At 67.0% G+C, this 20,369-nt stretch carries 22 protein-coding genes; 11 read left to right on the top strand and 11 right to left on the bottom strand.

Annotated elements, in window-relative coordinates:
- Positions 1 to 52: 52 nt before the first annotated feature.
- Both ABZ789_RS01540 and ABZ789_RS01535 read right to left on the bottom strand, forming a co-directional pair.
- Positions 53 to 1,336 (bottom strand): TRAM domain-containing protein, encoded by a 1,284-nt coding sequence (locus tag ABZ789_RS01540; protein ID WP_358417894.1) that lies wholly within the window; start codon positions 1,334 to 1,336, stop codon positions 53 to 55.
- A complete protein-coding gene (locus ABZ789_RS01535) occupies positions 1,333 to 3,357 on the bottom strand; it encodes an APC family permease (protein WP_358417891.1) in 2,025 nt (674 codons plus the stop codon). Before ABZ789_RS01535 ends, ABZ789_RS01540 begins: the two co-directional genes overlap by 4 nt.
- 139 nt (positions 3,358 to 3,496) lie before the next feature.
- Here ABZ789_RS01535 and ABZ789_RS01530 point away from each other — a divergent pair, with 139 nt between their 5' ends.
- Both ABZ789_RS01530 and ABZ789_RS01525 read left to right on the top strand, forming a co-directional pair.
- Positions 3,497 to 4,162: a TrkA family potassium uptake protein gene (locus ABZ789_RS01530; RefSeq protein ID WP_358418217.1), complete on the top strand. Its 666-nt coding sequence runs from the start codon at positions 3,497 to 3,499 to the stop codon at positions 4,160 to 4,162.
- Between the two features lie 24 nt (positions 4,163 to 4,186).
- Entirely contained in the window at positions 4,187 to 4,840 is a 654-nt protein-coding gene (locus tag ABZ789_RS01525; protein WP_358417888.1) for a TrkA family potassium uptake protein, read from the top strand.
- On the opposite strand, the gene ABZ789_RS01520 is transcribed toward ABZ789_RS01525, so the two are convergent.
- A complete protein-coding gene (locus ABZ789_RS01520; protein ID WP_358417885.1) occupies positions 4,837 to 5,490 on the bottom strand; it encodes a DUF3159 domain-containing protein in 654 nt (217 codons plus the stop codon). The two genes, ABZ789_RS01525 and ABZ789_RS01520, sit on opposite strands and share 4 nt — an antisense overlap.
- Positions 5,491 to 5,543: 53 nt before the next feature.
- Positions 5,544 to 5,918, bottom strand: a complete 375-nt coding sequence (locus tag ABZ789_RS01515; RefSeq protein WP_358417882.1) for an OB-fold nucleic acid binding domain-containing protein — start codon at positions 5,916 to 5,918, stop codon at positions 5,544 to 5,546.
- A 162-nt stretch (positions 5,919 to 6,080) separates the two neighbouring features.
- On the opposite strand from ABZ789_RS01515, the gene ABZ789_RS01510 reads away from it, so the two are divergent.
- A complete protein-coding gene (locus ABZ789_RS01510) occupies positions 6,081 to 6,830 on the top strand; it encodes an alpha/beta hydrolase (protein WP_358417879.1) in 750 nt (249 codons plus the stop codon).
- Here the strand turns inward: ABZ789_RS01510 and ABZ789_RS01505 are convergent.
- Both ABZ789_RS01505 and dut read right to left on the bottom strand, forming a co-directional pair.
- Positions 6,827 to 7,774, bottom strand: coding sequence for a DUF3710 domain-containing protein (locus ABZ789_RS01505; RefSeq protein WP_358417876.1), 948 nt, complete (start codon positions 7,772 to 7,774; stop codon positions 6,827 to 6,829). The two genes, ABZ789_RS01510 and ABZ789_RS01505, sit on opposite strands and share 4 nt — an antisense overlap.
- 1 nt (position 7,775) lies before the next feature.
- Positions 7,776 to 8,246 carry a dUTP diphosphatase gene (dut, locus tag ABZ789_RS01500; RefSeq protein WP_358417873.1) on the bottom strand — a complete coding sequence of 157 codons (471 nt, stop codon included), beginning with the start codon at positions 8,244 to 8,246 and terminating at the stop codon, positions 7,776 to 7,778.
- Positions 8,247 to 8,369: 123 nt separating this feature from the next.
- On the opposite strand from dut, the gene ABZ789_RS01495 reads away from it, so the two are divergent.
- Complete coding sequence (locus ABZ789_RS01495; RefSeq protein ID WP_358417871.1) at positions 8,370 to 8,804, top strand: DUF3093 domain-containing protein; 435 nt, start codon at positions 8,370 to 8,372, stop codon at positions 8,802 to 8,804.
- Positions 8,805 to 8,898: 94 nt separating this feature from the next.
- Here ABZ789_RS01495 and ABZ789_RS01490 read toward each other — a convergent pair whose 3' ends face one another.
- Entirely contained in the window at positions 8,899 to 9,201 is a 303-nt protein-coding gene (locus tag ABZ789_RS01490) for a DUF4193 domain-containing protein (RefSeq protein ID WP_006551346.1), read from the bottom strand.
- 365 nt (positions 9,202 to 9,566) lie between these two features.
- On the opposite strand from ABZ789_RS01490, the gene cei reads away from it, so the two are divergent.
- Positions 9,567 to 10,250, top strand: coding sequence for an envelope integrity protein Cei (gene cei, locus ABZ789_RS01485; RefSeq protein ID WP_358417868.1), 684 nt, complete (start codon positions 9,567 to 9,569; stop codon positions 10,248 to 10,250).
- An 85-nt stretch (positions 10,251 to 10,335) separates the two neighbouring features.
- Here cei and ABZ789_RS01480 read toward each other — a convergent pair whose 3' ends face one another.
- The gene (locus ABZ789_RS01480) at positions 10,336 to 11,211 is read right to left on the bottom strand and encodes an inositol monophosphatase family protein (RefSeq protein ID WP_358417865.1); all 876 of its coding nucleotides are present in this window, start codon (positions 11,209 to 11,211) and stop codon (positions 10,336 to 10,338) included.
- Between the two features lie 120 nt (positions 11,212 to 11,331).
- Between ABZ789_RS01480 and ppgK the strand changes: the two genes are divergently transcribed.
- Complete coding sequence (ppgK, locus tag ABZ789_RS01475) at positions 11,332 to 12,117, top strand: polyphosphate--glucose phosphotransferase (protein ID WP_358417862.1); 786 nt, start codon at positions 11,332 to 11,334, stop codon at positions 12,115 to 12,117.
- Positions 12,118 to 12,251: 134 nt separating this feature from the next.
- Positions 12,252 to 13,628 carry an RNA polymerase sigma factor gene (locus ABZ789_RS01470; protein WP_358417859.1) on the top strand — a complete coding sequence of 459 codons (1,377 nt, stop codon included), beginning with the start codon at positions 12,252 to 12,254 and terminating at the stop codon, positions 13,626 to 13,628.
- A 347-nt stretch (positions 13,629 to 13,975) separates the two neighbouring features.
- Here the strand turns inward: ABZ789_RS01470 and ABZ789_RS01465 are convergent, their stop codons facing one another.
- Positions 13,976 to 14,356: a DUF952 domain-containing protein gene (locus ABZ789_RS01465; protein WP_358417857.1), complete on the bottom strand. Its 381-nt coding sequence runs from the start codon at positions 14,354 to 14,356 to the stop codon at positions 13,976 to 13,978.
- Between the two features lie 275 nt (positions 14,357 to 14,631).
- On the opposite strand from ABZ789_RS01465, the gene ABZ789_RS01460 reads away from it, so the two are divergent.
- Positions 14,632 to 14,826: a hypothetical protein gene (locus tag ABZ789_RS01460; protein ID WP_006551338.1), complete on the top strand. Its 195-nt coding sequence runs from the start codon at positions 14,632 to 14,634 to the stop codon at positions 14,824 to 14,826.
- 106 nt (positions 14,827 to 14,932) lie between these two features.
- Here ABZ789_RS01460 and ABZ789_RS01455 read toward each other — a convergent pair whose 3' ends face one another.
- Entirely contained in the window at positions 14,933 to 16,660 is a 1,728-nt protein-coding gene (locus tag ABZ789_RS01455) for a DEAD/DEAH box helicase (RefSeq protein ID WP_358417854.1), read from the bottom strand.
- Positions 16,661 to 16,868: 208 nt separating this feature from the next.
- On the opposite strand from ABZ789_RS01455, the gene ABZ789_RS01450 reads away from it, so the two are divergent.
- Positions 16,869 to 18,104 (top strand): YihY/virulence factor BrkB family protein, encoded by a 1,236-nt coding sequence (locus ABZ789_RS01450; protein WP_358417851.1) that lies wholly within the window; start codon positions 16,869 to 16,871, stop codon positions 18,102 to 18,104.
- On the opposite strand, the gene ABZ789_RS01445 is transcribed toward ABZ789_RS01450, so the two are convergent.
- Positions 18,077 to 18,313, bottom strand: a complete 237-nt coding sequence (locus ABZ789_RS01445) for a DUF3039 domain-containing protein (protein WP_358417849.1) — start codon at positions 18,311 to 18,313, stop codon at positions 18,077 to 18,079. The genes ABZ789_RS01450 and ABZ789_RS01445 overlap by 28 nt on opposite strands.
- A gap of 73 nt (positions 18,314 to 18,386) precedes the next feature.
- Between ABZ789_RS01445 and ABZ789_RS01440 the strand changes: the two genes are divergently transcribed.
- Together ABZ789_RS01440 and ABZ789_RS01435 are read left to right on the top strand one after the other, a co-directional pair.
- Positions 18,387 to 18,746, top strand: coding sequence for a DUF3099 domain-containing protein (locus ABZ789_RS01440; protein WP_358417846.1), 360 nt, complete (start codon positions 18,387 to 18,389; stop codon positions 18,744 to 18,746).
- Between the two features lie 89 nt (positions 18,747 to 18,835).
- Complete coding sequence (locus tag ABZ789_RS01435; protein ID WP_358417843.1) at positions 18,836 to 20,314, top strand: class I SAM-dependent methyltransferase; 1,479 nt, start codon at positions 18,836 to 18,838, stop codon at positions 20,312 to 20,314.
- The last annotated feature ends 55 nt before the right edge of the window (positions 20,315 to 20,369 follow it).

The raw sequence follows: 20,369 nt of genomic DNA, 5'->3' as shown, positions 1-20,369 counted from the left end.
TGTCGGCCCGGTCACATACGGTCGTCGACGCCGGGTGGGATGGAGATCCGGCTCAACGGGTGAACAAGCCGATGCACTCCACATGGTGGGTCGAGGGGAAGGCCGCGAAGGCTCGAACGTCGGCCAGTTCGAAGCCGTGATCCCGGTACAGTCCCACATCGCGCCCGAATGCGGCGGGGTCGCATCCGATATGAACGATCCTCCGCGGACCGGCGTCGGCCACCGCGGCCACCACCTCGCGTCCTGCGCCCGCCCGCGGCGGATCGAGGACGACGACCTCCGGTTCCGGCAGATCGGCGACGATCCGCTCCACGCGACCGTGCCGGAACGACACCTGGCCGAGGTCGGCAAGCGCATCGCTTCCATCGTCGACAGCGGTCCTGGACGATTCGACCGATACGACCTGTCCGGACGGCCCGACCTGCTCGGCGAGCGCAGCGGCGAACACCCCGACCCCACCGTAGAGATCCCATGCAGTGGCACCTGCCGAAGCCTGAGCCCATTCGCTCACCACCGCGGAATAGGTTTCCGCAGCACCGCGATGCGCCTGCCAGAATCCGGTCGCAGACACATTCCACTCCCGCTCGCCGACGCGTTCGAGCACACGACCCGAACCCTCGATCACCTTCTCCGCGCGCGGCGCGCTCGCGGCAGCGCGCCGCGAGGCTGCTCCACGGCGCCCGGGACGTCGCGCCCCACCACCGGTCGGCGGCGGAGCGATCTCGACGAGATGACGGTGCCCGTCGCCGTCCAGGACCACCTGGAGTTCCCCGTTCGGCCGCCACACACGATCGGCGAGTCCGAGATACGCGCGCGGATCGATCTGGGGACACGCCAGGTCCGTGACGACCTGATTACTCCGATATCGCCGGTAACCCGGACTGCCTGCCGCATCCACCGCGAGCCGCACGCGGCTGCGCCAGAGCGTGCCGTCCGGAGCACCACCGGGGATCTCCTCGACGAGGATCTCGCGGTCCACGCCCCCGAGTCGGCGCACCTGCTCCTCCACGACTGCTCCGGTGAATCGGCGCTGCGCCGGAACGGAAGCATGCGAGAGGTCGCAGCACCCCGCACCGCCCGGCCCGGAGATCGGGCAGACCGGGTCCACGCGATCGGCCGAGGGCTCGAGCACGTCCTCCACCTCGGCGAAGCAGAACGATCCCCCACGGTCCTCGGTGACGCGGGCGAACACCCGCTCCCCTGGCAGGCCGTGCCGCACGAAGACCACCCTGCCCTCGAACCGCGCGACACACGCCCCGCCGTGAGCGGGATTACCGAGGACCACCTCGATCCTGCGGCCGGACCAATCCGTGCGCGGGTGTGCCTGACGATTCACCGCGGTTCCTCCTCGTTGTCGAACTGTCGTTTCTGTCCGTCCGCCACGGCTCGTCCTGCGGAGCCCGCGTCGCCGCCATGTCCGTTTCCGGGCACCGAGGCGGACGAGCGCAACTGCCAGGGCACGCTGGTCACCATCACGCCCGGCTGGAACAAGAGCCGGCTCTTGAGCCTCAATGCGCTCTGGTTGTGCAGCAGTTGCTCCCACCAGTGCCCCACCACGTACTCGGGGATGAACACGGTGACGACGTCCCGAGGAGAATCGCGCCGCACCCGGCGGACATAGTCGAGCACGGGCCGTGTGATCTCACGATAGGGAGACTCGACCACCTTCAGCGGAATTGTCAGGTCGCTCTTCTCCCATTCGAGCACGAGGCGCCGGGTGCTCTCGTCGTCGACGTTGACGGTGATCGCCTCGAGGGTGTCCGGGCGAGTGGCCCGGGCGTAGGCGAGAGCACGCATGGTGGGCAGGTGGAGGGTCGAGACGAGCACGATCGAATGCGTGCGGCTGGGTAGTACCCCGTCCCAGTCCGCACTCTCGAGTTCTGCCGTGACCGTGTCGTAATGCCGGCGGATCGCTTTCATCATCACGAAGGCGACGATCATCGTCATGACGGCTATCCACGCGCCGGCAGCGAACTTTCCGGTGAGCACCACGAGCAGCACGACGGACGTGGAGACGCACCCGACCGCGTTGATCAACCGGGACCGTTCCATCCGTCCCCGGACAGCGGGATCGGATTCGGTACGTAGCTGCCGGGTCCAGTGCCGGACCATGCCGGCCTGCCCGACGCTGAAGGCGACGAACACACCGACGATGTAGAGCTGGATCAACCGGGTTACCTCGGCTTCGAAGACCCACACGAAGATCACAGCGATGCCCGCGAGGAAGAGGATGCCGTTGCTGAAGGCCAGCCGATCACCGCGAGTGTGGAACTGGCGCGGCAGGTAGCGATTCTGTGCGAGAACCGAGCCGAGTACGGGGAAACCGTTGAACGCCGTGTTGGCTGCGAGTACGAGGATGACCGCGGTGAGGATCGTGATCACGACGAACGCCACCGGTACGCCGCTGAAGACCGCGTGGGCGATCTGAGAGAGGAGCGTCTTCTGCTCGTACCCTTCGGGTGCACCGCGCAGCTGGCTCTCGGGGTGCTCGGCGACCACGACACCGAGCCGCTCGGCGAGGAAGACCATGCCGAGGAACAGCGTGACGGCGATGCCGCCCAGGAGGAGCAGCGTCGTCGCCGCGTTGCGCGCCTTCGGCTTCCGGAAGGCCGGCACGCCCGTGCTGATGGCCTCGACGCCGGTGAGCGCCGCACATCCGGACGAGAATGCACGGGCGAACAGAAGAACGAACGCGATCGCCGTCAGATCGGTCTGTTCGGCGACGAGTTCGAAATCCGCCGACTCGGCTCGCAATTCCTCACCCAGGACGACGATTCGGAACAGGCCGGAGCCGAGCATGAGCAACATGCAGCCGACGAAGGTGTAGGTGAGCACCGCGAAGGCTCTCCCCGCCCGCCGGAGACCGCGCAGGTTCACCGCTGTGAGCACAACGATCGCAGCGATCACGAAGAGCACTTTGTGCCGGGCGACGAACGGCACCGCCGAACCGACCGTCGCCGCAGCGGACGACAACGACACGGCCACGGTCAGGACATAGTCGACGAGCAGCGCACTGCCGACGACCAGCCCTGCGGTGGAGCCGAGATTCTTCGTGGCGACCTCGTAATCGCCTCCGCCGGAAGGATAGGCGCGCACGGTCTGGCGGTAGCCGGCGATCACGACCACGAGCACGAAGGCGACGGCAAGACCGATCCACGGTGAGAATGCGTACGCCGACAGACCCGCCACGGAGAGGACGAGGAAGATCTCCTCCGGCGCGTAGGCGACCGACGACAACGCATCGGAAGCGAATACCGGCAGCGCGGTGCGCTTGGGCAGCAACTCGTGCCCGAGGGTGTCGCTGCGGAAGGGGCGGCCGAGAAGTAGCCGCTTCGCCGCGGTGGAAAGCTTGGACACGCGCAAAGCCTATGCGGTTCGGGCCAGGAAGTACGCCTCGGCCGGGTCGGGGCCGCTCGAGCATCGGCACGCGGTACCGTTCGGTTCGACGGTCCGGTGCGGGCCGTCCGGCAACGTCGACCGGAACGGAGTCCGCGGGGTGTACGTCGTGGTGATGGGGTGTGGTCGAGTGGGTTCGGCAGTGGCCACGGCTCTCCTCCGGCTCGGTCACGAGGTCGCGGTCATCGATCGGGACGAGACGGCATTCGGGCGGCTCGGCCAGGACTTCTCGGGACGCACTGTCGTCGGTATGGGTTTCGACCGCGACGTGCTGATCTCCGCAGGAATCGAACATGCCGACGCCTTCGCCGCGGTGTCGTCCGGCGACAACTCGAACATCATCTCGACGCGCGTGGCCCGGGAGATCTTCGGCGTGGAACGCGTCGTCGCGAGGATCTACGACGCGAAACGGGCTGCGGCGTACGAGCGGCTCGGTATTCCCACAGTGGCGACCGTGCCGTGGACCACCGATCGATTCCTGCACGCGCTCACGCGCGACAGCGAGAGCGCCCGCTGGCGCGATCCCACCGGATCGGTCGCGATCGCCGAGATCGACGTGCACGAGGGATGGGTCGGTCGGCGGGTCACCGATCTCGAGGAGGCCACCGGATCCCGCGTGGCGTTCCTGATCAGATTCGGGACCGGACTGCTGCCCGACCGCAGGACGGTGCTCCAGGCCGAGGATCGCGTGTACATCGCAGCGGTGTCGGGTTCGGTCTCGGAGGCGGTCACGCGTGCCGAGAACCCACCGGTCGATCAGAACTGACCCGCTCACCGAGAGGAAGCTCACATGAAGGTGGCCATCGCCGGTGCCGGTGCGGTGGGACGTTCGATAGCGCGGGAACTTCTGCGCAACTCTCACGAAGTGATGCTGATCGAACGCAAACTCGAGCACGTCGAACCGAATGCTGTACCGGACGCGATGTGGGTTCACGCCGACGCCTGCGAACTCAGTTCTCTGGAATCCACCGGGCTCGAGCAGTACGACGTCGTGATCGCCGCGACGGGGGACGACAAGGCCAACGTGGTCCTCAGCCTCCTGGCAAAAACCGAGTTCGGCGTCCCGAGGGTCGTGGCGCGCGTCAACGATCCGCGCAACGAGTGGCTGTTCGACGAGTCGTGGGGCGTGGATGTCGCCGTGTCCACCCCGCGCATGCTCGCCGCGCTGGTCGAGGAAGCGGTCACCGTCGGCGATCTGGTGCGGTTGCTGACACTCCGCAAGGGCGCGAACCTGGTGGAGGTCACGCTCCGGGATACCACTGCCCTCGCCGGGAAACCGGTACGAAAACTGGAGTTGCCACGCGACGTGGCTCTGGTCGCGATTCTGCGCGGTGGCCGTGTGATCGTCCCCCAGCCGGACGATCCACTCGAAGGCGGCGACGAGCTGCTGTTCGTCGCGGCGGAGGACGTCGAGGACGATCTCCGGCGGGCCGTCAACCGCTAGTCGCGGGAGTTGCTCGGCATTCCGTCGTCGACCGTCTCCGCGACCGGGGGCTCGACAACCCGGTCGGCGCGACGCACCGCCCAGAGCGTCACCAGCAGCGCCACGGCCGTCAACGGCCAGCCCATTCCGATACGCGCGACCGCCAGCCACCCCGTGCGGTCTTCGTCGTAGAGATGGTTCTGCACGAGATAGCGGCCCAGGAAGACCAGAGTCCAGGCAAGCGTCGCGACATCGTAGGCGCGCACAGCCCTCGGATGGGACCGCCACCGAGATCCCTGGCCGTTGAGCATTCCCCAGATCACGCCGACCAGCGGCCTGCGGACGAGCACGGACACCAGGAAAGCGCCACCATAGACGAGACTGGCGTAGATGCCGAAGAGGAAGTAGCCCTTCGCGTCGCCCGTCCGGTGGGCGATGAATGCACACAAGGCCACTCCGAAGAAACCGGAGATCGCAGGCTGGATCGGCGAGCGCTGGACAATGCGCCACACGAGCACTCCCAGCGCGACGCCCAGCGCGGCCCAGACGGCCGCCGTGAGTCCCCACACGCTGTTGACCGGAACGAAGACCAGTACCGGCAGCGTGGAGTAGACCAACCCGCTGATCCCACCGAGTTGTTCGAGCATGGTCTGCTGGTTGGTGTCGCTCACTCCTACGAGGGTGCCACATCGGGCGGGCGGCGACGACCCGCGAGGTTCCCGATTCAGGCCGGGTTGCGCAGCTCGTAGTAGGGGTTGTAGATCACCTTGCGGCCTTCGCGTTCACCGACGCGCCCGCGCACCGTCAGCGTTCGTCCGGGCTCGATCCCGGGGATACGGCGACGGCCGATCCATACGAGCTGGATCGAGTCGGTTCCGTCGAAGAACTCGGCCTCGACAACGGCGGCAGCCGCACGTGAGCACGACTCGACGCTGCGCAGGCGCCCGTACATGGTCACTTCTTGACCTCGGGCGCATTCCACCACGGGCAGAGCCCCGGTGGAGTGGGAGGATTCGGCCATCTCTTCGGCGTCGAGCTCTTCGATGTCCTCGGTGAGCCGCCGTGTGAGCCGACGCAGGTAGCCGGCCGGGGAAGCCATAGCACGCTCCTGTACGGGAGGGGCACGGATCGCGTGCCACCGAAATTCTTCTTCGATCGCCACTGTAGACGCATTCGCGCCCAGTACAAGCGCGGAGGTGCACATTGCCGTGCAGGCACGGCAAGCAAGGTCACCGAGCCCCTATGGGGCAGGATCATGCGCATGTCCCGCAGCGAATCTCCGGCCTTTCCGGTCCCAGGCGAACTCCCGAGGAGCTCTCGTACCGCGGTCCTGCTTCCCGGCACGGGCTCGGACGCATGCTTCGCCGAAAAGGCGTTCGGCGCAGAACTTCGACGCCGAGGTATCACGCCCATCGCCGTCGATCCGGACCCTCGCGGTGTGGTCTCGAGCTACCTCACAGCCCTCGAGGCTGCCGCCGAGGACACGCCGATCCTCGTCGGGGGCGTATCGATCGGAGCGGCCGTCGCGCTGCGCTGGGCGTTCGACAATCCGTCCCGAGTCCTCGGCGTCCTCGCGGCTCTACCCGCATGGACCGGCGATCCGCGAGAAGCGCCGGCCGCCGCGAGTGCGCGGTGGACGGCCTCCGAACTGCGCGCGCACGGCCTGGCCACCGTCACCGCTGCAATGACGGCGTCGAGCCCGGCATGGCTCGCACGGGAACTGACCCGCTCGTGGCACGCCCAGTGGCCTGACCTGCCGTCGGCACTCGACGAGGCCGCTCGCTATCGGGCGCTGGACGTGGACGAACTGCGCGCCGTGCGCACGCCGGTCGGCATCGCCGCCGCCGTGGACGATGCGGTCCATCCGCTTGCGGTGGCGCAGCAGTGGGCACACGAACTCCCCCGGGCGAAGCTCGTCACGATCGGACTCGACCGGATCGGGGAAGACCCCGGCGTGCTCGGCAGGGCCTGCCTCACCGCCCTCGAGCAGGTCGCTCCGGTGCCGACCTAGAAGCCGAGTTGCTGCATCGCCGAGCCGGACTCACCCCGGCGCGGGGGCGGTGCCTGCTGGGTGGGCGGTCGCGGTGGGGCCGTCCGCGGAACGGGACCGGTTCGGGGTGCTGCCGGCCCGCCCTGCGGCCGTACGACGGGCCCTTGTTGCTGAGCCGCTTGGTTTCGGGCCGCTGGGTGTTGCTGCGCCACCTGCTGTTGCTGTGGCGCCATCTGCTGCTGTGACATTTGCTGCTGCTGTTGTGCTGCCTGCTGTTGCTGTTGTTGTTGTGCCGCAGCGAGCTGACGGGCCAGCGCCTCGGGAAGGACGATCGGCAGCGGCGTCCGGACCGGATGCGGGTCGGATCCTCGCCGGACGACGGTTCCGGAGATCAACGACCGCGCCGTTCGGACGAGTTCGGAGTCCGCGCCCGCGTTCCCCGGAGGTGCCGCCACGACACAGCGGATCATCCACCGGAAGCCATCGACACCGATGAACCTCAGATCTGCGTTGGCGGTTCTGCCGTGCAGTTCGCGGCCCCACGGCCCCGATTCGATGCTGACCTCGGCGTTGTCGTTGCGCAATGTCTCCGCGAGTTCGGCCGCGACCTCACGCCACTGTCCGGGCGACTTCGGCGCCGCGTACGCGGAGATCGTTATCCGGCCGTACTGGGTCACGAGATGCACATTCTGAGGCGACCCGTTGGGCGCCATCTCGACCTGGATCTGTCCTCCGGGCGGCAGCGGTACGAGCACCGATCCCAGATCGAGACGGGAGGCACCCACCGTCTCCTCGTCGACCTCGTCGATGTCGTAAGGACCACCGTCGTCGGGTGCGCGACCGGTGGTGTACTCGTCGTATCCGTCGTGCTCGTCGTACAAATCGTCGTGGGCACCGGTAGCGAGCGCAGCGGCGTCGGTCGCCCCGGCACGCGACTCCCGGTCCTTGCGGCGTCGTCCGAACATGTCAGGAACCCTCCTTCACGAGGCCGGCGTGCCCGCCGCTCGATCCGTATCCCCCGCTGCCCCGCGCCGTATCGTCGAGTTCGTCCACTTCGACGAAGTCGACGAGTTCGACGCGCTGGACGAGCAACTGCGCGATGCGGTCGCCACGGCGGAGTTCGACGGCGTGCTCGGTGTCGTGGTTGATCAGGCACACCTTGATCTCTCCACGGTAGCCCGCGTCGACCGTCCCGGGAGTGTTCACGACGGACAGTCCGAACTTGGCGGCAAGACCCGAACGCGGGTGGATCAACCCGACCGTTCCTTCGGGCAGCGCGACCGCGATCCCGGTGCCGACGAGCGCCCGCTCTCCCGGCCGGAGGATCAGATCGACCGAGGTGCACAGGTCCACCCCGGCATCACCAGGATGGGCACGGGTCGGCACAGGAAGTTCCGGGTCGAGCCGGCGCAGTGGTATCGGGGGAAGATCGGTCACGTGCACCGAGACTACTCGCGTGGCGGTTCGCTCCTGCGAGACGACTATCCTTACGGTGTGTCTCGATCTTCGCGTACGTCAGCGACCACACCTCCGACGTCGGTTCCGACGTTTTCCGAGCGCATGTGGGTGCCGTGGTGGTGGTGGCCGATCGGACTCGGCGTGGCGGCCCTCCTTGCAGCCGAACTGCACATGGGAGCCCCGGGTATGTACGCATGGCTGCCATACGTCATCCTGCTGCCGCTGCCGATCTGGATCCTCGTCCGGCTCTCACGCACCAGGGTCGAGGTGGTCGGCGGCGAACTCGTCGTCGGCCGTGCCCACCTGCCCGTGGACCTGATCTCGCGGGGGGTGGTGGTCCCGGCATCGGCGAAGAGTGCCGCGATGGGTCGCCAACTCGATCCGGCGGCGTTCGTCCAGCACCGCCCATGGGTGAGCACCATGGCGCTGATCGTGCTCGACGACCCGGACGATCCGACGCCGTACTGGCTGATCAGCACGCGGCGACCGGCCGAACTGCTCGCCGCGCTCGGCTGCGATCAGTCCGCTGAGAAGTAGCGTGCGCCGAAACGCCGGAACGGAGCCACCGGTGCGCCCGGACGCGGGTGACTACGGCGCGCCGTAGTCACCCGCGTCGGTACGGTCTACTTCCTCATGCCGCGCAGTCGCGGCAGATCATGACGCCGTTCTCCTCACTCGCGAGTCTGCTCCGGTGATGCACCAGGAAACAACTCGAGCAAGTGAACTCGTCGGCCTGTTTCGGGACGACACGCACCGACAGTTCTTCTCCGGACAGATCCGCCCCGGGCAACTCGAAGGACTCGGCGGTGTCCGATTCGTCGACGTCCACAACTGCGGACTGCGCCTCGTTACGCCGGGCCTTCAGTTCCTCGAGTGAGTCCTCCGACACATCGTCGCTGTCGGTCCGCCGGGGTGCGTCGTAGTCAGTCGCCATTTCCTCTTACCTTCTAGTACTCGTGCCGGTCGCCGGCCAGGATCCGAACGGGTGCTCCCGGCTAGCGCAACGCACGGCCGTCCGTGGGAGTTCCCGACGGGTGCGCCAATCACTTCACACACCCGAATTCACTCTGTTTTCACGCCGCACCGATCATTCTTCGACGGTTCGGCCGCCGAACAATAGCCGACCTCGCCCACGAATATGCAATCGATGGTCGAAATCGACAGGAATCGTCCGGCAATCGTCATCAACACCGAAGTGACTCGTGACATTTCCTCCCGGCCCTGCGGTTCCACCGCGTCGGCCTCCGGCCTCTACAGTGTGTGCGACGATCCCGGCACGAAGACGAGAGGCAGGGCCGCGTGGTTTCCCTGATCACCGAAGGAAGCGCAACCGACGACCGCGGCCGTCCGTTCCGTCGGCGCCGGGCCGTCCCGGCAGCCATGGCGGGCGCGGTTCTCGCCGCCGCCACCATCGTCGTGTGGTCCTCGGTGTTCAGTGCCTCCGAGCCTGTCACGACCACCGTCGCGTGCAACGCTCCCCCGACCGAATCCACGGACCCCGACGGTCCGCAACCTGCCCCGCTCGGGGAGGTCGTGGGCCGGTCGACACTGCTCGAGGTCGAACCCGCTCCCCTGGCGGCCACCCGGGTACGGGTGTTCAACGCGAACGGCGAACGCGGTCAGGCCACGCACGTGGCCGCTCAGCTGAGCGATTACGGATTCTCCAGCCCACCCGACGTGCAGGCCGGCAACGATCCCGTCTACGTCGACCAGAACATGCAGTGCCAGGGCCAGATCCGGTTCGGCGAGGCCGGACGCGCGGCTGCGTCCTCCGTGTGGCTGATCGCGCCCTGCGCCGAACTGGTGCAGGACTCTCGCGGGGACGACACGGTCGACCTCGCGCTGGGCACCTACTTCCGGGAAATTTCCCCCGGTGCGGATGCCGAGGAGGTACTGCGATCGCTACGCGAGGTGCCGGCGGGCGAGCAAACGGCACCTCTCGATCTTGATCTACTCACAGCCGCGCGCAATGCAAAGTGCTGAAGTATTTTCACAGACCGTGCATCCTGTTTTTCGTCACGTACGCAGGAAATAGTGACGGACGACAAATTCCAGTGCGGCGAAACGGTCAATTCGGAATTGCGTCCAGCGCCCCGATTTCGGCGAGCAGAGTTTCGAAATCGGGGGCAAGACCCGGAGCAACCGCGACGGTGATCTCACCGTCGTCCCCGGACCCGGCCGGCAGACGCACCACCGCGCCGGCTTCCGCTGCCACGAGAGCGCCCGCCGCCCAGTCCCACGGAGCGAGACCGTGCTCATAATGGGCGTCCACCCGGCCGGCTGCGACCATGCACAGGTCCAGGGCGGCCGCACCGACACGGCGGATGTCACGCACCCGGGGTAACAGCGCGGCCACCAATTCGCCCTGACGCGCACGTCTGTGCGAGGAGTACGAGAACCCGGTGGCGACGAGCGCAAGACGTGGATCGGTCACGGGATTGCAGCGCAACCGGACCCGGATGCCGTCCGCCTCGAGATGCGCACCGAGACCTTCGGCTGCGGAGAACGTCTCACCGGAGGCGATATCGACGACGGCACCTGCCACCGAGCGGCCACCGACCCGGGCGGCCACGGACACCGCCGACGCCGGGAGGCCGTAGACGAAGTTCACGGTCCCGTCGATAGGGTCGACGACCCATTCGACACCGGTCGTGGACGTCGCCGCCTCGCCGTCACCACCGGTCTCCTCTCCGATGAAGGCGTCGCCCGGCCGCAGTTCCGTCAGGCGGCGGCGGATCAGTTCCTCACTCTCGGTGTCGGCCGCCGTGACGGGGTCGGTCACAGTCGACTTCGTCCCGACGCGGGTGTCCTCACCGGATCCCGGAGGACCGAACAGTTCGGCTCTGCGCGCACGCACGTAGGCGGCGGCCTCACGCGCGACGGTCACGGCAACTTCCCTCAGGGCGGTCGACTCGGGTTCGGAGAGCGTTCTGTGTGCGTGCACGAACCGATCCGAACACAGCGGCGAGGGTTTCGCCAGTGAGTGCCGCACCCGACCACACCGGGCACTATCGTTGCGACAGGCGCGGAGAAACCCGTCTCACCCTGCGAGAGGAAGCGTGTGATGACACAGGACGTCCCCACGGAGAGATCCGCTCCGGCCAACCATGGGTTCGGTGTGGACGTCGGGGGAAGCGGCGTCAAGGGCGCCGTGGTGGACCTCGACACCGGTGAGCTGGTCGGCGACCGGATCAAGATCCTCACTCCGCAACCGTCCACTCCCGATGCCGTAGCGAAGACAGTGGCGCAGATCGTCGAGCAGGCCGCTTGGTCGGGTCCGGTCGGTGTCACCCTGCCCAGTGTGGTCACCGGCGGTGTGGCCCGAACCGCCGCCAATATCGACAAGTCGTGGATCGGCACCGACGCCCGCACACTGTTCGCGCAGGCGCTGGGTGGACGGGAGGTCTCGGTCCTCAACGACGCCGACGCCGCCGGCATCGCCGAGGACCGTTTCGGCGCCGCGAAGGACACCGAAGGAGTAGTGGTGCTCCTGACCTTCGGGACAGGTATCGGTTCGGCGGTGCTGCACAACGGCGACCTGCTCCCGAACACCGAGTTCGGACACTTGGAGGTCGACGGCAAGGAAGCGGAGCATCGCGCCGCGTCGTCGGCGAAGGAGCGCAAAGACCTGTCCTACAAGCAGTGGGCCAAGGAAGTCTCCCGCGTACTCGTGCGGTTCGAGAACCTCCTGTGGCCCGACCTGTTCATTGCCGGTGGGGGGATCAGCCGCAAGCACGAGAAGTGGATCCCTCTGCTGACCAATCGAACCCCTGTCGTTCCCGCCGAACTGCGCAACGCGGCCGGGATCGTCGGGGCGGCCTACGCTGCGAAAACGGGTGTCACTCCCTGAGTCCGGCGCATCGGCCGGCCGAGGCATCGTTACAATGGTGCACAGCCGGCCGGAACCGGCCCTCATCCCGACAGACCTCTCCGCCGGAACAACTCTGGCGCGACGCCGCACTACCTCGTCACGAAAGGGCGTACGTGGCAGCCACCGACATCCACACCGCTGATTCCGCCAACGAATCGGCACCCGCTCCGGACGCTCCGAGCGTCGCAGGCGCCGCGGAGGGCACCGCACCCGGTGCCGAGCCGCCGGCCAAGAAGACCGCTGCGAAGAAGGCCCCCGCGAAGAAGGCAGCAGCCAAGAAGGCTCCTGCAAAGAAGGCCGCTGCCAAGAAGACCGCCGCGAAGAAGACCACCGCCAAGAAGGCCACGAAGGCGACGAAGGCTGCAGGTCCGGGTGAAGAGGACTTCGACGCCGCCGACGAAGCAGATCTCGCGGACCTCGAGGTTTCGGAGGGTGACCTCGCCGGCGCCGAGGATGTCGTGGTCGACGACGACGAGCCCAGTGAGAAGGACAAGGCCTCGGGAGACTTCGTCTGGGACGAGGAGGAGTCCGAAGCGCTGCGCCAGGCCCGCAAGGACGCCGAGCTCACCGCCTCGGCGGACTCCGTACGCGCCTATCTCAAGCAGATCGGCAAGGTCGCGCTCCTCAACGCAGAGGAAGAGGTCGAGCTCGCCAAGCGCATCGAAGCCGGCCTCTATGCCACCTACATGCTGCAGCAGCTGGCCGAGAAGGGCGAGAAGCTCCCCGTCGCCCAGCGCCGCGATCTGAACTGGATCTGCCGCGACGGCAACCGCGCCAAGAACCACCTGCTCGAAGCCAACCTCCGTCTCGTGGTGTCGCTGGCCAAGCGGTACACCGGACGCGGTATGGCCTTCCTCGACCTCATCCAGGAAGGCAACCTGGGCCTGATCCGCGCAGTCGAGAAGTTCGACTACACCAAGGGTTACAAGTTCTCCACGTACGCGACGTGGTGGATCCGCCAGGCGATCACCCGCGCGATGGCCGATCAGGCACGCACCATCCGCATTCCGGTGCACATGGTCGAGGTCATCAACAAGCTCGGCCGTATCCAGCGTGAGCTGCTGCAGGATCTCGGACGCGAACCCACGCCCGAAGAGCTCGCCAAGGAAATGGACATCACCCCCGAGAAGGTGCTGGAGATCCAGCAGTACGCTCGTGAGCCCATTTCCCTCGACCAGACGATCGGCGACGAGGGCGACAGTCAGCTCGGCGACTTCATCGAGGACTCCGAAGCCGTCGTCGCGGTCGACGCTGTGTCCTTCACCCTGCTGCAGGACCAGCTTCAGTCCGTGCTCGAGACCCTCTCGGAGCGAGAGGCGGGTGTCGTGCGTCTGCGGTTCGGTCTCACCGACGGCCAGCCACGTACCCTCGACGAGATCGGTCAGGTCTACGGCGTGACGCGCGAACGCATCCGGCAGATCGAGTCGAAGACCATGTCGAAACTTCGCCACCCGTCCCGGTCGCAGGTGTTGCGCGACTACCTCGACTGACGCGCTTCGCAGAAACGAGGGCCACCCGTCCCGGGTGGCCCTCGTTCTCGTTGTGCCGGGAGAGATGGGAGGGCCCGACCGACCACCGTTACAGAAGTTCCGGCTCGTCACCGGGATCCACTGCGCCCCCGCGCTTCCCGGCAGTCACGCAGACGCCACGCGCACCGTAGGTTCGACCACCCGTGCTGCCACGGGGCCGAGTATCGCGGTGATCATCACGTATGCGGAAGCGATCCCCGCCACCAGCAAGCCGGTGGTCAATTCGTTCGCGGTGTATTCGAGAGCTCGAAGTCCTTGCGAACGCCGATTCCGGGAAGCGGCGTCACGTCGACGTTCGTGTCGAAGGACTAGTCCTCCGACCTCACCGTGTCCGCTCGCTCGCCTTCGTACGGTGCGAAGTGGCCGTCCGGCCCGGGCAGGTAGGTCGCGACCTCCACCACAGCGTCCACCGGCAACGGTCCGTACAGGTGAGGAAATCTCATGGACTCGGGATCCTCCGGTACGCCCGGTTCGAAACGAACCGGATCGGCGAGGCGGGCCGGGTCGACGTGAAGGATCACCAGATCCCGGCGGCCGGAGTACAGCCGGTCGGCCGGCAGATGCACCTGGTGCGGAGTGGACAGGTGCACGAACCCTTGCGATGCGAGGGATGGCGGGGTGACCGTACCGAGCCGACGGGCGCGGTCCCATTCCTCACGGGAGATGATGTGCAGCAAGATCTCGGCCATGGCGTCATTGTCCGTCCGGGGACCGTGCATGCGGAAACCGGGTCCCGGACTCGGCAGCACACCCCGACCGGCTGCGCTGTGAGCGAACACACGGGGCCGAATACCGGCACGTCGCAGCGTTTTCGCTGCTCCATGCGTGAAACACGCCACCATTGGGCATCCCGGGGAACAACACGTGAATACGAATCGTCTGTCAGAGTAGATCCACCGCGCCGGCCGGTGCGGCGGACCAGACCCAGGCACCCGATGTGAGCGGTGGCCAGTTTGGAGGAGTCATGCCCGGTACGTTGACCAGCCCGAAGTTGACCGCTGCAGATCGCTGCGATCGGTGCAATGCTGCCGCTCGTGTCCGCGCTGTCCTTCCCACCGGAGGAGAACTGCTGTTCTGCGGGCACCACGCCAACGAGCACACCGACCGCCTCCGTGAACTCGGAGCGACGATCGTGAGCGAGTCCGACGCCACCGTGTGATCCGCCGTCCGGAGCCCACGGCTCCGAGACCCGACCGATGAGAACGGGCGACCACCTGCAGGTGGTCGCCCGTTCTCGTCGTCATGCCCGATCTGCTCGGGCCGGCTCACCAGCTACGCAGGATGGCGATGCGATCGCGGAGTTGCTCGGCGGTGGCCATGGCCGTGGGCGGTCCGCCGCACTGGCGACGAAGTTCCCCGTGGATCACGCCGTGCGGCTTCCTGGTCCGATGATGGACGACCGCGACGAGCGAGTTGAGCTCGCGGCGGAGTTGCGCGAGGGTATCGGCAGTTTCGACCCGCTCGGTGACCTGAGGCGGAGGGGTGGGTGCCGGCTCGGGCTTCGGCTTGTTCAGCTGCTGCTCCTGACGTTGACGCAGCAGCGCCCGCATCTGCTCCGCGTCGAGCAGTCCCGGCAGCCCCAGATAGTCGGCCTCCTCGTCGGAACCGGCGAATGTCGCCGTGCCGAACGAGGATCCGTCGTAGATCACCTGATCGAGTTCGGCTTCGGCACCGAGCGAATGGAACGCCTTCTCGTCCTCGCCCGGCTCGTCCTTGCGTCGATTCGCGTCGGCGAGTAGCTCGTCGTCGAAACCTTCCTTGACTCGGTGCGGCTTCCCCAGCACATGATCGCGCTGGGCTTCGAGCTGACTCGCGAGTTCGAGCAGGACCGGCACGGACGGCAGGAAGACGCTGGCCGTCTCCCCCTTCTGCCTCGACCGCACGAACCGGCCGATCGCCTGAGCGAAGAACAGCGGTGTCGATGCGCTGGTCGCGTACACCCCTACCGCGAGTCGCGGAACGTCGACACCTTCGGAGACCATGCGGACCGCGACCATCCAGCGCTGATTCCCGGCACTGAACTGTGAGATCCGCTCGGACGCCGTGGGATCGTCGGAGAGCACGACGGTGGGCATCTCGCCGGTGACCGCCTCGAGGATCTTCGCGTACGCGCGGGCGGTGGTCTGATCGGTCGCGATGACGAGACCACCGGCATCCGGCATTCCGCCGGCACGCAACTGCTGAAGACGGGTGTTCGCCGCCCCCAGTACCGCGGGAATCCAGTCGCCCTCGGGGTCGAGGGCGGTCCGCCATGCCCGCGCCGTCTGCTCGGCGCTGAGCGGCTCACCCAGGCGCGCAGTGAACTCCTCCCCGGCGCTCGTGCGCCACCGGGCCTCACCCGAGTAGGCGAGGAATACGACGGGCCGCACGACGCCGTCGGCGAGCGCGTCGGCGTAACCGTAGGCGTGATCGGCCTTCGACTGCAGCAGGCCGTCCTCGTTCGGCTCGTAGGTCACGAACGGGATGGCACTGTCGTCGCTTCGGAAGGGGGTACCGGTGAGCGCCAGCCGGCGGGTGGCGTCACCGAACGCTTCGAGGATGCCTTCGCCCCAGCTCTTCGCGTCGCCACCGTGGTGGATCTCGTCGAGGATCACCAGTGTGCGGCGCGCCTCCGTGCGTACGCGATGTTTGAACGGGTGTGACGCGACCTGGGCGTAGGTCACCACGACACCCTGGTAGTCACTCGACGTCTGCCCGGTGGAGTTCGTGAAGTTCGAGTCGAGGGCTATGCCGATGCGGGCCGCCGCACCCGCCCACTGGTGTTTGAGGTGCTCGGTGGGAGCAACGACCGTGATCTGGTCCACCGTGCGGTCGCGCAGCAGTTCGGAGGCCACGCGCAACGCGAAGGTGGTCTTACCGGCTCCGGGGGTCGCGACGGCCAGGAAGTCGCGTGGTTTCGTGGCGAGATACTTGGTGAGGGCGCGCCGCTGCCAGGCACGCAACTGGGCCACAGGGGCGGAGGTCGTAGCTTGTCCGACGGTTTCGGTGCTCACCGGTTTCTCGTGCTCCTTGTCCGCTTCACTCGAGTCGGTCCGGACGCACTCGTCCGGGCTCCGACCGTCATGCAGCCTATCGTCTCGGCAGCCGCAGACCCGCCGTAGCCGGGCGTCGGCGGGTCCCCGGAACCACATGGCACAATTCGACGCAGCCTTACCTGCCTGAGCGCGCACGCGAGCGTGACTTCAGGAATTCTGGAAGTAGATGAACGCCACACCACGACCTCACCCCCAGGCATCCCGCGGCCGCATACGGCACGTGGTGGTACAGGGGTGGGAAGTCGTCGCACACACCGCGTCGTCGGCGTGGGACCATTCGATCTTCAGCAAAGCTGCGACTGCGGCCTTCTGGCAGACCCTCTCACTCCCGCCGCTCGTGCTCGGATTGATCGGCAGCCTCGGTTATGTGGGTGGATGGTTCGGCCCGGACACGCTGGAGATCATCACCTCGAAAACGGTGATCTTCCTCCGCTCGGTCTTCAGCGACAGTGTCGTCGACCAGATCATCGAACCGACCGTCGAGGACGTCCTCGGCCGCGGGCGCGCCGACGTGATGTCCCTCGGCTTCGTGTTGTCGCTGTGGGCGGGGTCGTCGGCGATCTCGACGTTCGTGGACTCGATCGTCGAAGCGCACCATCAGCAGGACCACCGCCACCCTGTCTGGCAGCGGATCTTCGGTCTGCTGCTCTATGTGGTCTTCTTGATCCTCGCAGTGTTCACACTGCCACTCGTCGCCCTCGGCCCCACGCTCATCGGCCAGTTGCTGCCCGATGCATGGTTCGACCTCGGCTCGCGGATAATCGACACCTTCTATTTCCCCGCCGTGGGTCTGCTGCTCCTGATCGGTCTGACAACCCTGTACAAGGTCGCGCTGCCCAAGTCGCTGCCGTGGCACCGTCTGCTCGGCGGCGCGGTGCTGGCCGGCGTCTTCTTTCTCGCCTCGAGCGTGATCCTGCGTTGGTATCTGACATGGGTCTCCGGTACCGGCTATACCTACGGGGCCCTTGCCGCACCCATCGCCTTTTTGCTGTTCACGTTCTTCCTGGGTTTCGCCGTGGTGCTCGGAGCCGAGTTCAATGCCACGGTGCAGGAGTTCTGGCCGGCCCGCGCCACCCGCCTGGAACAGTGGCGCGAGTGGATCGCCGAACAGGCAGCGCGTGATTCCTCACCGGACAGCGGCCCGGTGACGAACCTCACGCGATGGCTTGCAGGTTCAACCGCGATCCGGCTGTCCGACCTCGTCAGAGCAGATGAACGCGAACCGGAATCGTGGCCGATCGACGGGAAGCCTGCCGAAGCCGATCCGGCCGGCCACGACGAGGAGGCCGGGGGATCCGAAGTCCCCCCGGCCGAGATCACGCCGCCGGAATCACCCGGCACCGAGACGGACGACGAGTCGTGCCGCCCGGTACCTCAGTCGCCCTTGCGCAAACCGTCGTAGACTTTCTTGCATTCGGGGCACACCGGCGAGCCGGGCTTCGGCGACCGGGTCACCGGAAAGACCTCACCGCACAGCGCAACCACGTGGGTACCCATGACCGCACTCTCCGCGATCTTGTCCTTCTTCACGTAATGGAAGAACTTCGGAGTGTCGTCCTGGGTCGTCTCGTCGGTGGTGGTATCCGGCCGTTCCTTGATATCCGTGCTCACGTGTCCATGATGCCGCACGGAACGGCCGGATGCGTACGTGCGGGCGACGGTCTGTCGTGGGAAGGTGGAAGACATGGCAAGAACTCACGGTTTCGGTGGATCCCCCGAGAACGGGTCGCCCGACAACCCGGTTCTGATCACCGCAGCGGAGACATCGCTCGAAGATCAGCACCGAGCACGGGTTCGCAAGTACCTCACCATCATGTCCTTCCGCATCCCCGCGTTGCTCCTTGCGACGATCGCCTACGGCGTCTGGGAGAATCCCTGGATATCGATGGCGATCATCGGGGTGTCGATTCCGCTGCCGTGGATCGCCGTCCTCATCGCCAACGATCGCCCGCCCCGCCGCAAAGACGAGCCGAGTCGCTGGGACGGCCGCTATGACGACGTGCCGTCGATCGAGTCGTCCCGCCCTCACGTGATCGACGGCTGAGCCGTCCGGATTCGACCGACGGCTGAGCCGTCCGGATTCGACCGACGGCTGAGCGGAAGGGCGACCGGGGCGCTTGCGAGAATGTCGTGGTGGACCGCGACCTTCTCCTGTCACTCTGCCCGGCCTTGCGTACTGCCCTGCTCCGGTGCCGCTACGACCTCGACACCGTGCGGGACCTCCTCGGCCCCGAGGCACATGCCGCACTCGGGCGCAGCGAACCCGTTCCTGCGCGGCGCCGCGCACGCGACGCCGGGGATCTCGGCGTGCTGGTGCGGTTGTTCCTCCTCCAGGACCCCTGTTCCGAGGCGGAAGTCGGCCGTGCGCTCGCGCCCGTGTCACCCGATCAGGCGGTGCGTGCAGGGCTGCTCGAACGTGACGGTGACGATCTTCGGGCTGCACTCGATCTTCGTCCGCTCGATGCCGGTGCCGGAAGTCGCTGGGTGTTGTCCGATCTCGACGGCTCGATCCGGCCGGTCCCGACCCGTCCCGATCATGTTCTCGGCGTCGGACAGGCTTCGCTGTCATTGCTGCAGGCGACACCGACCGATCGGGTCGGGTCGGTGCTCGATCTCGGCACAGGTTGCGGAGTCCAGGCCATCCGGGCCGCGGACTACGCACGAGAGGTCACCGCGACCGACATCAATCCCCGTTGTCTGGCCTTGGCGGCCGCCGGTGCCGCGCTCAACGAGATCGACATCGAGTTTCTCGAAGGCTCCTGGTTCGCCCCGGTGGCCGGGCGCACCTTCGACGGGATCGTCGCGAATCCGCCGTTCGTGGTGAGCGCGGGACGGGTCGAGCACAGCTACCGCGATTCCGGTCTCGATCTCGACGGCGCCAGCAAGCTCATGATCTCGCAGGCAGCCGATTACCTGACACCGGGTGGAACCGCTGCGATGCTCGCTTCCTGGGTGCACATCGAGGGTGAGGACTGGCGGGCCCGGGTGGCGTCCTGGCTGCCTTCCCACGGCATCGACGCCTGGATCGTGCAGCGTGACGTCGCCGACCCTGCCCTGTACGTGGGTACCTGGCTGCGCGACGGTGACGCCGATCAGCGCGACCCGGCGGTGGCGGTGCGCGCCGAGCAGTGGCTCGAGCACTTCGAGGAGAACGGTGTCGAAGGCGTGGGGTTCGGCTTCGTCTATCTGCGCCGCACCGATCTTCCATCCGACGTGCTCGCCGAGGACCTGCGGCATGCCTTCACCGACGCGCTCGGAGACGAGGCCGTCGACTACTTCCGCCGCCTCGATTGGCTGCGTGCGAACGACGTACTCGACGGCCGCTTCGTGGTTCGCCCCGACACGGCTCTGGAGCGGGTTCACCTGCCCGGCGCGGAGGGCTGGGAACAGGTGGTGGCGCGAGTGCACCGCGGTGGCGGCCCGGCCTGGCAACACGAGGTGGACGATCTCGCCGCCGCTCTGCTCGGAGGAATGCGTGCCGACGGGCTGCCGCTGGGAGATCTCGTCTCCCTGCTCGCGGCGGCGCACGACGAGGACGAGGACGAACTGTCCGATCGGGCGGTGGGCCTCGTCCACGGACTCGTCCGTCACGGGCTGGTCGAACCGGCCTGATTCCGCTTCGGGCCCCCTGAGGTTCCACGATTCGGTTCTCTCAGCAACTTCTCAG

Origin of the sequence: Rhodococcus sp. NPDC047139 (genome assembly GCF_040643435.1) — a bacterium.
Classification (GTDB): Bacteria; Actinomycetota; Actinomycetes; order Mycobacteriales; family Mycobacteriaceae; genus Rhodococcus.
The sequence above is the reverse complement of the archived record's forward strand: the minus strand, read 5'-3'. Positions and strand labels throughout refer to the sequence as shown.

Excerpts from the sequence above, each read along its gene's own strand:
- ABZ789_RS01465 (WP_358417857.1), bottom strand. The coding sequence starts at position 14,356 with ATGGCCGAGATCTTGCTGCACATCATCTCCCGTGAGGAATGGGACCGC.
- ABZ789_RS01490 (WP_006551346.1), bottom strand. The coding sequence starts at position 9,201 with ATGGCGACTGACTACGACGCACCCCGGCGGACCGACAGCGACGATGTG.
- ABZ789_RS01505 (WP_358417876.1), bottom strand. The coding sequence starts at position 7,774 with ATGTTCGGACGACGCCGCAAGGACCGGGAGTCGCGTGCCGGGGCGACC.
- ABZ789_RS01460 (WP_006551338.1), top strand. The coding sequence starts at position 14,632 with ATGCCCGGTACGTTGACCAGCCCGAAGTTGACCGCTGCAGATCGCTGC.
- ppgK (WP_358417862.1), top strand. The coding sequence starts at position 11,332 with ATGACACAGGACGTCCCCACGGAGAGATCCGCTCCGGCCAACCATGGG.
- ABZ789_RS01440 (WP_358417846.1), top strand. The coding sequence starts at position 18,387 with ATGGCAAGAACTCACGGTTTCGGTGGATCCCCCGAGAACGGGTCGCCC.
- ABZ789_RS01525 (WP_358417888.1), top strand. The coding sequence starts at position 4,187 with ATGAAGGTGGCCATCGCCGGTGCCGGTGCGGTGGGACGTTCGATAGCG.
- ABZ789_RS01510 (WP_358417879.1), top strand. The coding sequence starts at position 6,081 with ATGTCCCGCAGCGAATCTCCGGCCTTTCCGGTCCCAGGCGAACTCCCG.
- ABZ789_RS01450 (WP_358417851.1), top strand. The coding sequence starts at position 16,869 with ATGAACGCCACACCACGACCTCACCCCCAGGCATCCCGCGGCCGCATA.
- ABZ789_RS01495 (WP_358417871.1), top strand. The coding sequence starts at position 8,370 with ATGTGGGTGCCGTGGTGGTGGTGGCCGATCGGACTCGGCGTGGCGGCC.
- ABZ789_RS01515 (WP_358417882.1), bottom strand. The coding sequence starts at position 5,918 with ATGGCTTCCCCGGCCGGCTACCTGCGTCGGCTCACACGGCGGCTCACC.